This window comes from Paenibacillus sp. 1A_MP2 (assembly GCF_052244825.1).
GTDB classification, from domain to species: Bacteria; Bacillota; Bacilli; order Paenibacillales; family Paenibacillaceae; genus Paenibacillus; species Paenibacillus vandeheii.
Window position 1 is genome coordinate 3,998,816 of sequence record NZ_JBQQCS010000001.1, and the last position, 11,870, is coordinate 4,010,685.

The 11,870-nt window shown below is 47.2% G+C and carries 11 protein-coding genes and 1 pseudogene; 2 read left to right on the top strand and 10 right to left on the bottom strand.

Annotation, left to right across the window (positions count from 1 at the left end; translation table 11 throughout):
* Nucleotides 1-32: 32 nt before the first annotated feature.
* From ACTWJ7_RS19650 to fba, 9 genes are all read right to left on the bottom strand, one after another.
* A complete protein-coding gene (locus tag ACTWJ7_RS19650) occupies nt 33-989 on the bottom strand; it encodes a carbohydrate kinase family protein (protein WP_301878608.1) in 957 nt (318 codons plus the stop codon).
* Nucleotides 986-2,290 (bottom strand): alpha-galactosidase, encoded by a 1,305-nt coding sequence (gene melA / locus ACTWJ7_RS19655; protein WP_301878609.1) that lies wholly within the window; start codon nt 2,288-2,290, stop codon nt 986-988. The genes ACTWJ7_RS19650 and melA overlap by 4 nt, the downstream gene beginning before the upstream one ends.
* A gap of 18 nt (nt 2,291-2,308) precedes the next feature.
* A complete protein-coding gene (locus tag ACTWJ7_RS19660) occupies nt 2,309-3,133 on the bottom strand; it encodes a carbohydrate ABC transporter permease (RefSeq protein WP_079344538.1) in 825 nt (274 codons plus the stop codon).
* Nucleotides 3,134-3,154: 21 nt separating this feature from the next.
* Nucleotides 3,155-3,862: a carbohydrate ABC transporter permease gene (locus ACTWJ7_RS19665; protein ID WP_443145797.1), complete on the bottom strand. Its 708-nt coding sequence runs from the start codon at nt 3,860-3,862 to the stop codon at nt 3,155-3,157.
* Nucleotides 3,863-4,103: 241 nt separating this feature from the next.
* Nucleotides 4,104-4,988: an extracellular solute-binding protein gene (locus ACTWJ7_RS19670; protein ID WP_443145798.1), complete on the bottom strand. Its 885-nt coding sequence runs from the start codon at nt 4,986-4,988 to the stop codon at nt 4,104-4,106.
* 56 nt (nt 4,989-5,044) lie between these two features.
* Nucleotides 5,045-5,395 carry an extracellular solute-binding protein gene (locus ACTWJ7_RS19675; protein WP_443145799.1) on the bottom strand — a complete coding sequence of 117 codons (351 nt, stop codon included), beginning with the start codon at nt 5,393-5,395 and terminating at the stop codon, nt 5,045-5,047.
* Nucleotides 5,396-5,465: 70 nt separating this feature from the next.
* Entirely contained in the window at nt 5,466-6,266 is an 801-nt protein-coding gene (locus ACTWJ7_RS19680; protein WP_301878616.1) for a DeoR/GlpR family DNA-binding transcription regulator, read from the bottom strand.
* Between the two features lie 184 nt (nt 6,267-6,450).
* Nucleotides 6,451-7,413, bottom strand: a complete 963-nt coding sequence (locus ACTWJ7_RS19685; protein ID WP_301878617.1) for a 1-phosphofructokinase family hexose kinase — start codon at nt 7,411-7,413, stop codon at nt 6,451-6,453.
* On the bottom strand, nt 7,377-8,243 hold the full coding sequence (gene fba, locus ACTWJ7_RS19690) for a class II fructose-1,6-bisphosphate aldolase (RefSeq protein ID WP_301878619.1): 867 nt from the start codon (nt 8,241-8,243) through the stop codon (nt 7,377-7,379). Before fba ends, ACTWJ7_RS19685 begins: the two co-directional genes overlap by 37 nt.
* A 326-nt stretch (nt 8,244-8,569) precedes the next feature.
* Here fba and ACTWJ7_RS19695 point away from each other — a divergent pair, with 326 nt between their 5' ends.
* Nucleotides 8,570-9,613: an SIS domain-containing protein gene (locus ACTWJ7_RS19695; RefSeq protein ID WP_301878621.1), complete on the top strand. Its 1,044-nt coding sequence runs from the start codon at nt 8,570-8,572 to the stop codon at nt 9,611-9,613.
* Nucleotides 9,614-10,378: 765 nt separating this feature from the next.
* On the opposite strand, the pseudogene ACTWJ7_RS19700 reads toward ACTWJ7_RS19695, so the two are convergent.
* Nucleotides 10,379-11,295: pseudogene (locus ACTWJ7_RS19700) on the bottom strand (arginase family protein).
* 105 nt (nt 11,296-11,400) lie between these two features.
* Between ACTWJ7_RS19700 and ACTWJ7_RS19705 the strand changes: the two are divergent.
* The gene (locus ACTWJ7_RS19705; RefSeq protein ID WP_301878625.1) at nt 11,401-11,763 is read left to right on the top strand and encodes a winged helix-turn-helix transcriptional regulator; all 363 of its coding nucleotides are present in this window, start codon (nt 11,401-11,403) and stop codon (nt 11,761-11,763) included.
* The last annotated feature ends 107 nt before the right edge of the window (nt 11,764-11,870 follow it).

Consider the following 11,870-nt stretch of genomic DNA (forward strand, 5'->3'; position numbering starts at 1 on the left):
GATTAATGGGTCGCGCAGAATAAAGCCAGACTTTACGATTTAAGCCCTTCTTGCAAATGAAGTACAGCCTCCATCGTCGGCAGGCTGCCTGTGCCACCGATGCCTAGCGTGGACAATGCACCACATGCATTGGCAAAGCGCAGTAGTTCGCCCCCTCGCATTCCCAGTAAGTATCCATATATGATCCCAGCATTGAAACAGTCGCCTGCTCCCGTCGTATCGATAGGAGACAAAGTGTAAGATCCAGCAGATATTGTACTTTCGTCCAGGTCACGCAGTGTAGCACCTTTTGACCCTTGTTTGACTGCTACAATTCCCGCCACGGCAGGAAGCATGGAATCAAGCACATCGGCTACCCCATCCGCAGGGAAAATGTGAAGCAGTTCATCCTCACTGGGAATAAACAAATCAGTCTCCGTCAGTAGTGCACTTATGCCCTCGCGGTCCCATTGATTGGATACATCCCAGCCTGTGTCAAAAGATGTGCTGATCCCATTGGCCCGCAGCTTTGCAAAAAGCCCAGCCCAATGGGGTCTCATTCCATCCTGTAAATAATAAGAACCAAAATGAAGATGCATGGCCTGCTGCAACAGTGACTCTGGTATATAATCCGGTGTCAACAACGGGATGCTGCCAGCGTACGTTAACAGTCCGCGGTCCACAGGTGTGGAGAGAGATAGGGTTACACCTGTTTTGATGCGAGACAATCGGGTTACATGCTCTGTATTTACGCCCATACGTTGTAACTCAGCTATACAGAACTTTCCGAAATCGTCATCCCCCACGACGCTGACGAATCTCACATCCGCTCCCAAGCTTGCCAGAGCACATGCGGTGATTGCCGATGAGGAGCCCAGTACCACCTCGAAGCCGTCGACCATTTTCTCCCGATTCCATTCCGGCATCACATCCCTTCCGGAAACAATGACGTCTACATTTAGCTCACCAGCAATGACAACAACGGGACTTGTTTCCTGTCTCTTCATCATTTCAACACCGGAACAAATCCCTGTTCCGCCTCGTACAGTTCATCGAACATGCTTCCGATCTCCTCTAGGGAGCACACGGCAGCAGTTAGCGGGTCCAACATCAGTGCATGGCGTGCCATTTCCTTGTCATTTCTCCGTACAGCTTCCACAGCCAGATCAAAAAAAGCCATATTCGAGCGGCACAAGGCAGCCAAATGTTCAGGCAGTCTTCCGAAGCGGCAAGGTTGAACGCCTTTCCCGTCTACGAGGCAGGCCACTTCCACCACACCGTCAGGCTGCAAATTTTCAATCAACCCTCGATTTGGAACGTTACCATAAATGACCTTCGGCTCATTTTTCAATACCGCTTCGATGATAATGGCTGCATATTCATTACTCGATTGAAGCTCAAGCGGTACTGTACCTTCAAGCTGCGATACGATCTGCTCATCATTTTCTCTCCGCCAGATCGGCCAGTTGTCCGCATAGAACCCTGTGGCTCCGTTATAACCTGAGCTGCAGTGTTGATCGATAAGCGATTGGCGTTTTCGGTAATACGGGATATATTCCGAGAAATGGCCGCTGGATTCCGAGACAAAAGCGCCTAAATACTTCATGGCATCCAAGCGGACCGGGTCCTGTCGCAGCAGTTCAGGAGTGGTTTGTATTTTCTCCAAAAGAACAGGGTACAGATCTCTCCCCTTGTGAGACAGCTCCACGAACCAGGACATGTGGTTAATACCTCCGGCTTTCCATGACATCTCTTCATAAGGAACTCCGGCATATTCGGCCAGTTGAGCCGATGTGTTCTGGATGGAGTGACATAATCCCACTACCGGAATGTCCGTAATGCGGGAAGTCAGGAGTGTAACCGCAGACATCGGATTGGTGTAGTTTAGAATGATACAGTCTGGACAGAGCTCTTCAATGTCCCGAACGATCTCTATCCAGCTGGGAAGGGTTCGAAGTGTCTTGAATAGTCCTCCCGGTCCCAACGTATCGCCAATACATTGCTTTACCCCGTATTTCAAGGGAATTTCATATTCATAACGAACCGTTTCCAGCCCGCCCACTTCAATTTGGTTAATTACGAACTGTGAACCTCCGATTACCTCTCTGCGATCCGTGGAGGCAAGCACTTCCCACGTCTTTCCTGTCATTTCAACGATCTGGAGTACCAGCCTGCGTGCCAACTCAAGCCGACGTTCGTCGATATCAACCAGGGCAATGGTACCACCCTCCAAGCCTTCAATCAGCAGAATATCCATAGCGATCTCGCGCGTAAATGCACTGCCTGCTCCGATAATTGAGATTTTAGTCATCACTTTTCTCCTCGCCCGTTATTTCATGCCTGTCATCGCCAGGCCTTTAATGAATTGCTTCTGGAAGATCAGAAATATTATAATAACCGGTATCGTAATCAGCACCGCAGCTGACATGACGACGTTGTAGTTGACCTGATGCGTTCCGTTAAAATAGACCAATGCCAGCGGAACGGTCATTTTGCTCTCATCATTTAATACAATCAATGGCCACAGATAGTTATTCCAGGAGTTCATGAACGTGAATATCCCCAAGGCTGATAGCATGGGCATAATAAGCGGCATAACGATGCGAAGCATCAGCCTGAATTCGCCCGAACCGTCTATCCTTGCTGCTTCCAGCAGCTCTTGTGGAATCTCTTCAATGAATTGTTTAGCCAGAAATACACCATAGGAGCTGACCAGATTGGGCAAAATGATCGCGAGCAAATGGTTAACCAGTCCAAGCTCAGCGGTAATCAGATAAGTTGGAATCATAATAACCTGAAAGGGAATCATCATCGTTGCCAGGATCAGAATGAACAGCAGTTTCTTGCCTTTAAACTGATGTTTGGCAAATACATATCCGGCTAGAGCACTGGTAAATAAGGTGACTACCGTTATGATGACAGATGTCATCAGGCTGTTAAGCAGCCACGTAACAAATGGCGCCTCGCTAAAAACCGTTCGGTATCCGTCGAGGCTCGGCTTGCTTGGAAACAACCCGCCAGAACCCGAGACGATGTCCATGTTGCTTTTCAGAGATGACAATACCATCCAGGCATAAGGCAAAAGCATAATACAGGCTATGACTGCAAGAACTGCGATCGTGACGCCTTCCCATAGACTTACTTTACGTCGCATCGGCTTCTCCTCCTGTTCTCCTCAATGTTCCCATTGTGTGCGTCCCCATCGCAGCTGCAGCAGTGTCACAAGCAGGATGATCATTAGAAACACTGTGGCCATAGCGGAAGCGTACCCCATGTTGGAACTGGAGAATGCCTGCTCATAAATTTGCAGTGATAGCACTCGTGTTTCGTTGAAGGGTCCGCCCTTGGTCATAATCTGAAATTGCGGGAAGGCCTGAAAATAGGAAACAACTGTCGTGATAGAAACAAATAGCGTCGTTCTGCGCAGTAAAGGCAGTGTGATGTGAAGAAAGACATGCCATCGGCCCGCCCCCTCCAGTGTCGCTGCTTCATAGTACATATCCGGGATGGAATCCAATCCGGCAATCAAAAGAACGATGTTATACCCAATATCAGCCCACAAGGTCATCATAATGACGGAATAGAGCGCATAATGTGGATCACTGAGCCACTGGATTGGAGCCATATTCAGCTTGGCAAGAATCATGTTGAACAAGCCGTCATTGTAATTGAACATGGTATTCCATACGATGGCCGTTCCCGCCAGCGGAGCGATTGTGGGAAGAAAGAATATAGTTCGAAAGCCATTTTTGAGCCACGGGATGCTAATTCGTTGAATCGCTGAAGCGATCAAAAGTGTAATGACAATGTTGATCAGTACAGCGATAAATACAAATTTGAAGGTTACCCATAGTGACTTCAGAAATATGGAATCCTGGAACATACGGATATAGTTCTCCGCCCACGAATATCGCGTTTGAGCTGAGCGGGTCATACTTGAATGCGGACAAGCCAAGGCTCCATGCGATGGGAAGGAAAGCAAACACCCCGAACAGAAGCAAGATCGGTACGAGTGAAATGATGATGAACCTTCGTTTTGCCCTGTAAGCTGTCGACTTTACCGCTGGGTTACCCTTTTCGGCCTTTTTGGTAGATATAGCAGTACTCATGCCCCAGCACCCCTATCACTTATGTTGATCCTGATTATCGTTGATCGTCCGTTCAATGTTCGTCAATCCGTCTTCAACACTTTGCTGTCCACCAGCCATCAGTTGAAAATTGTCGTTGATCTGCTTGAAGAAGAAATCCCGGTCTGCTATAGGACCAATCCATTGACCTAACGCCAATATAGCCAGCGAGGGCTTTAAATGGGGATTGTTCTTCAGGAATTCCGGATTTTCAGCAATTTCCTTTTTGGCTGGAACGGTAAAGGTGTCCGTATTCCATGTCGTAAGGTTGTCCTTCTCCGAGATGAATTGGATGAAATCAAGTGCAGCCTCCTGCTGTTTGCTTTGCTTTGATACCGCAAGCCCCCAACCGGATTCGGCAGCAAAAACAGGAGGATTCTCCGTAAAGGAAGGCACGGAAACATATTCAAAATCATCTACCTTATAGTTGTTCTGCCCTGCAGCAATGGTCCAAGGGCCGCGATAGGTCATCGCTGATTTCCCCTGAAAAAAATAGTCAGAGGTATCCAGCTCACCACCGAAAGTGGTTAAATCCGCAACTTTGTCATCAGCCACGAGCGAAACCAAGGTGGACATCGCTTTCTGAGCCTCCGCCGTGTGAAAATTAACATGTCCGTCTTCACCCATAAAACTTGCGCCCTGCTGCAAAATGAGCGATAGGAAAGTAAACGTAATATTGTCTGCCGATACAAAATCGAAGCCTTTCACTTTGATGATAGCGCTTTCACGCACGGTTAGTTTTTGGGCGTAATCCACAAGTTCTGTCCAGCTTGAAGGTGGATGATCCAAGCCTTGTTCTTTGAGCATTTGTGGATGAATCAGCATGCCACCGTTCTCAATGTTATATTCGAGCGGCAGCCCATATAACTTGTTGTCTCGCAAATATCCCCCAGGGGGCATCATAATATGCTTTTTTTACATTTTCACTATCAGGAATTTCAACAAGCAGGTTGTTCTTGGAATATTCGGAGTACCCAGGTGCCGAAGAATTCGGCAATGTCGGGTGGTTTCTTCGCGGAGAATGAAGCTTTCAGTTTCTGGCTGTACACATCATACGGAAAGGTCTGATACTCGATCGTTACATCGGGGTGTAAGCTCTGATATTTGGATATTAATTTCTTGTAAGCGCCCACTATGGCGTCTTCCTGATGACTCCAAAAAACCAGATTCACCTTGCCTTGCGAGTCTGCAGATGGATCGCCGCCGGAAGTGGAAGAACTGGAACAGCCCGCTTCAGCGATTACAACGCAAATCATCGCAAGGATCAGCATAAACTTGGAAAAATGCATTTGCATATCCTCCCTTGTTCTGCAAATTAGCCAGCATCTGAAGAGAGGGTCGTTTGAGAATCAGTCGTACTTATATAGAAGCATTGTGATCTGTAGTTGTATGTATAGCAATCTGCTGCTCCCTGCACGCTTGCTCAAACCATCCCTCCGGCTGCTTATTCGTAATTACCCCTGTCACCTGATTCAAGGGAGCAATGGTAAACAAAGCACTTTTCTCAACCTTGCTTTGATCGAATACAGCATAAACCTCGCTGGAACGTTCCATTGTTAATTGGGCTATACGGGCTTCAAGCTCGGAATGCATCGTAAAGCCGAAATTCTGTGTTACTCCATCCACCCCGAGGAACATTTTCGTAATGTTAATTTTATCAATTACGCTTTCCGCCAGCGGACCGCATAATTCGTAGCTTTTGGACCGCATAACGCCACCAATGACCACGACCTGAATATCTTCGGCATCAGCCAGTTCATAAGCAATATTCACCGCGTTCGTGACAATCGTAATATTACGGTGCTTTTTGAGTGCTTTCGCAATAAAGAACGTCGTTGTACCTCCCGTCAGGCAGATAATGTCCCCCTCTTCAACGAGGGCGGCGGCCGTGGCGGCGATTCGTTCCTTATCCAACCGTCTGTAATCGCGTTTTGCTGCAAAAGGCAGCTCCGATACCGCCGACGTCAGACTCCCTTCATAAATGGCTCCCCCATTTGTTCGAATAATCTCGCCCGCTTTTTCGAGCGCATCCAAATCCCGTCTTGCGGTTGCTTCCGAGCAACCGACCGTCTGGACAATCTCTAGCAGCGATATTTTCCCATGCGATTTAATCAGTTCCAATGTTTGTGCTCTGCGCAGTTCACCCTTTGAATATTGCATAAGTCTCTCCTTTATTATGTCTGGGCTTGTAAGATATCCGTTAACTACAGCCCGTGCTAGCTCTATTGTGTAGGATGAAAGGATGGATTGCAATATGCCGACGTGAACTGCATTTCATCAGAAAAGCATCTCTCTGGCGATTATTCATGAGGGATATGAAGCTGATTTGTACAACCTTCACCTTTTATAAAGGTATAATCTGCACCTGTTGTTCGTACTCCTCAAAAAGACCATAGTCGATGTCACCTGCTTTGGAAGACATGGCATTCGCAGCTGCCGCCGTGACAGCTGTTCGCAGCCTCGACTCAGCCGAATCGCCGCGCTCTGCCGCATACGCCATGCCAGCAACAAAGGCATCCCCGCATCCTACCGTGTTTACGGGCTGAATGGCTGGCGGCTTCACCATATACGCTGTTCCGTTTAGAATGGCCAGAGCACCGTTACTGCCTAGTGTTATGCACACCTCGTCAATTCCCTGATCCGCCAGCATATGTGCTGCTCGAGTCCACTCACTTACGTCTCTCGGCTTCTGTCCCAGCCATTCGGCTAGCTCGTGCTCATTAGGCTTCACGAAATGAGGCGTTGCACTCAACCCAATGTTGAAAGCTGTTCCACCTGTATCCAGAAAGGCTCGCGCGCCTGCTGAACGGACAATGCGAATCAGTTCTGCGTACAATGTGTTCGGTGCGCCTGGGGGTAAACTTCCAGACATGACGACCACACTGGACTGGATGGCAAGCTCCTGTACTTTGTTCTTGATCGCTTCAACTTCGGCTTCTGACATGGTTGGACCCTGCCCAAGCAGCTCGGTAGAGCTCCCACTGGAATCGTCCAGAATGTTAAGGCAGACTCGCGAGTCTCCTGCGGATTGGATAAAAGCAGTTCGTATCCCCCGTTCAGTCAGACTGCTCTCAATAAATCCGCCGTTATTGCCAGCAATAATGCCTGTAGCTGTGACTTGACCGCCAAGCTGCCGAATCACTTTGGCTACATTATTACCTTTGCCACCCGGTTCATTAACCTCCCGTGTAACCCGATGCACCTGACCTACGCCAAACTTGTCAACGTACAACGTCCGGTCAATGGCCGCGTGGAGTGTGACTGTGGTAATCATCGGGCCACGCCGGCTCTGCCAGTGCATCCGCATAATCGCATTTTCTCCATGGCAAGCCGTTTAACTGCTTCCTTCGCCGGAGCCATGTATTTGCGTGGATCATTCTCTTCCGGGTGAATTAAGAACACATCCTTGATGGCTTCGGAAAACGCAATACGCAGCTCTGTAGCTATGTTTACCTTCGACATTCCCAACGCGACCGCCCGATGAATTTGCTCGGCTGGAATGCCCGAACCACCGTGCAATACCAGAGGAACTGCTACACGATTCGCAATGGTTTCGATTCGTTCGAAATCAATGTTCGGCAGGCCTTTGTATATACCGTGCGCAGTTCCGATTGCCGGAGCAAGGGTAGTTACGCCGGTACGTTCAACAAACTGTACGCAATCTTCGGGATCAGCCAAGGACGCATGCTGTTCCTCAACGACAATATCGTCTTCAACGCCTCCGACTTTGCCAAGCTCCGCCTCAACGTTTACACCAGATGCTTGGGCAACCTCCATCACTTTACGGGTTAGATTCACGTTTTCTTCAAAAGGGTACATGGATGCATCGATCATAACGGATGTATAGCCTGCTCGTATGCATCGAATAATTGTCGAAAAATCAGTGCAGTGATCCAGATGAAGTGCGATGGGAATATCCGTCAATTCCGCTGCGGTTTTAGCCGCATGGGCGATGTATTCCGGACCCAAATGGTTGACTGTGCCCACCGTGGTTTGAATAATCAGCGGTGATTCGGTTTCCACAGCCGCTTCAACGACAGCCTGAAGCATCTCCAGAGTGTGTACGTTAAATGCAGCAATGGCGTAATGGTCCCTGCGAGCTGTTTGCAGCAGTTCAGTGGACGAGATCAGTGGCATATCCATTCCCCCTTAAAAGGTTGCGCCGCTCCCTGCTTCTAGGATTCAATGGTTACCCTTTATCAGCAGGCTACATAGCGACGATTAGAACGATCCTGCACCTCCCTTCACGGGTCAGATGAGATTGGAAATCTTTTTAACTTTTCTTGCTTGTGATCATAATAATCTTTTTATTTGATTAAATCAATCATTATTTTGGAAAACTATTGCAATTTCGTGGGTTATAACGGCATAATTATGATTAACACAATCATACAACTATATATTTGATCAAAAAGATCACAAACTGATGTTATCAATCTAAAACATTCCCGGGAGGTATTTTTATGAGTTTGACGTATCGTGAAGTAAAAGAACAATATAAGGCCTTGCAGCAGACTTACAACTATTTACTGGCCAAACGCACGGAATTTACTGCCTTTGTCCAAGCTCAAGCAATTAGCTCCGTAACCTTTGTTGGCGCCGGGTCCAGCTATTGCTTGAGCGAAGCGGCCGCTTTTTCCTTCCGTTTGCGTGCTGGCCTACCCTCAATGTCACTTGCCGCTGGTGATCTCATGCTCCATGCAGATCGGTACCGTCCCATGTTGGAGCGCAGCCTGATCATAGCGCCGTCTCGATCTGGCAGCACCAGTGAAGTGGTTGAAGCGCTGCGTTTACTCCAGTCCGATCAACGTATTCCATTATTAACAATCTCTTGTGTAACGGACTCGCCATTATCTAAAAGCGCCGATTTCCCTTTGGAACTGCCCTGGGCTTTCGATCATAGCGTTTGCCAGACCCGGACAGTAACCAATCTGTATGCAGCCAATCTCCTTCTTGCCGCTTTTCTTGCTGGAGATGAGGACCTGATTATCGACATGCAGGAGGCGATTCATCAAGGCGAAGCCTACATGGAACGTGTAGAGGACAGCATCCGCCGAGTCTCCGACTTCAACTGGACAAACGTGGTCCTGCTTGCAGACGGTGAACTACAAGGAATGGCAGCCGAGGGCGCCATCGCTTTGACCGAAATTGCGAAGACACAAGCACACGCATACCATCTTCTTGACGTACGGCACGGGCCGATGGTCACAGTGGATTCGAATACGTTAGTGATCGCAGCTTTGTCAGACAGCGGTATTGAGCATCAGCGCAATCTGTTGAGGGATATTAAGGAGCGCGGAGCCACCATTATTACGTTTGCCGATCGGGCGAAGGACATTCCGCAGGAGTTCTTTGACCTTGAGATCACGACAGATCGCCCACTTGATACAGCGGTGCGGGGTATCCCTTTCATTTTCATTTCGCAGATCGCTGCTCTTGCCAATGCTGAACGCCATGGGATTAACCCGGATCAACCCGATGGGCTGGTGGCCTGGGTCAAGCTGTAAGAAGCAAGCTTATTTCTTCCGATCCGCTTTAACGGTTGGCTATTTATATAAAAAAGTCGCCATTTCTGGCGACTTTTTTTTCATGTTTATGCCCTTTTATCCAGTATAACGTCAGGGGATACTCAAGACGTTAGATAAACTGTTTACTACAATCCAATAAACATATTTCTGCTTAAGGGTCCCCAATTTCCACCTGTGTATCCGGATCTCCCTTCCAAGTTCACAAAGCACGGAAGCAAAATATAAAGAACTCCCATCGTCGCGTTAACATTGAAGGTTATAACAAATCTCGTTTTGGAATTATTGATTGGAGTTATCATTCCCCGATCAGCACGAATCGTATTTTCTTTAGTAATGGCCTCTCCCATTCCTACACTGGCTATGTCTGATGGACTAGACATATTACTTCTTATCCAATAATTCGAAATGTTTGTTGCTGATGCTAAATCCGCTGGCTGATCATACGTCACCACAATTTGATTGGATGCGACTTGCCTAACCTCCACAACAACAGGGTGAGGCATCACGGCTTCCCTGTCTCTTCCCCCATGTTCTCGATCCAATAAGGATGTGTTGTATTGGAATGATTATTAACTGACATTAGATTCCCTCCATGGCTGACTTCAATAGTCATTTGTCCTGAGATAATGTATGTAGGTGAATGACTATTGGTGCTTTGCAAGGCATCGCGAATCTAGCTTTCCCCTATGGGTTCACCATGACTTCCTAAAATTCAACTGTGGTCGAACCTCACTTTAAATGACATCATCGATTATTTAAAATAGGTATCTCTCCGAGCAAATTCTTCAAGTTAATCGAATCCCATGGCATATGCTCGGTTATACCCAAACCAACCACATCTGTTTCTTCCGATAGCTCTTTGAGCAGATGAAGAAGCTGAGGAATTTGCAAGGCTCCCGCAGGAGAAAAGGTGTAGGGTCCTTCAGGATTCGCAAATAATAAAGAACGAAAAGCTTTAGGGTCCAGCACATCCAAGTCAAGGTGAATAGCCAAATGCTTAATATCGCTTTCTTTGATCCACTCTTTTATGGATTGTGTACTTCTCATTAGTTCTTCGGCTCCGGCTGTTCTGATGCCTAGTCTTTGAATCATTTCTGTATCGGACTCTGCAGTAGTTATACCTAATCTTTCTAATGCTTCTGAGATGACTTCGCTTTCTTGCTCCGTAGGCGTTGCCAACCCCGCGATAAAGATATTTTCAGGTTTGAGAGGAATTTTTACATGTTTTGCAAACTCTTCATCCCCTTCTCCCAAAAGGTTCCCCAGGGGAAGCGTATGTCCGTTGTCATAACCCACGTAACCAACCAAATCACTGTGCGCATCAATCCAGATCAATCCTAATTCCCCGTCATATCGTTCGTTTAAATAGGCAAACGGGGCTTGTTCGACCAAGCAGTCCCCACCAAACATGACGATGCGATCCGGCTTGTGAGCACGAATAATATGTTGGGCTGCTTCCAATTGTTCAATGAGCTGTTTTCTGCCATGTACACCATTCTCGTTTTCCAGTGGAGTTCCATCATATGCTTGAACAGGCACTTGAATCAGTGGTTGATCATTATCAGGAGCCAGCCAGGCAAGCAGTTCCGCCCCAAAAGAGTAATTAGGATTGTTTCCCCCTGCCATTGTGGCATTAACAGACGTATTGTTTTTTGATTCATGTTTTTCTCTCCTTTACTTCAAAGTAAGGTTAGTATAGACTGAACGCAAATCAAAAAGTAGTACGCACTATTATGACAGGTACTACCCGAAAGGATAGCATAAATATGAGCATGGCTGAATATCAAGGTAAGGTGAAACATATTCAAGATACGCCTTTTGGCTACACATTGTCTGTCATTGGCGGCAAGTGGAAGATGGTCATTATTTATCTTTTGGCAGAAAATCAACCGGTGCGCTTTAATGAACTGAAAAGACAAATTGGAGCGATTACGTTTAAAACATTGAGTTCACAACTCAAAGAGTTGGAAGCGGATGGGATGGTCGAACGGAAAGAGTATCCTCAAGTCCCTCCTAAAGTGGAGTACAGTCTGACTGATAAAGCGGAAACGTTACTACCCGTTCTAGAAGGCATGTGTGAGTGGGGAGTTAAAAATCAAAGTGAAAGAGGTGTGCTCGAGAATGATTAACTTTTTTTTCGACGAAGTGTAGTGCGATAATGATGACTCCCGCAGTGACATGGTTAACGTAAATAAAGTTGTGCATATGGACAGCAGCAGTCTGAACGGTTATGCTG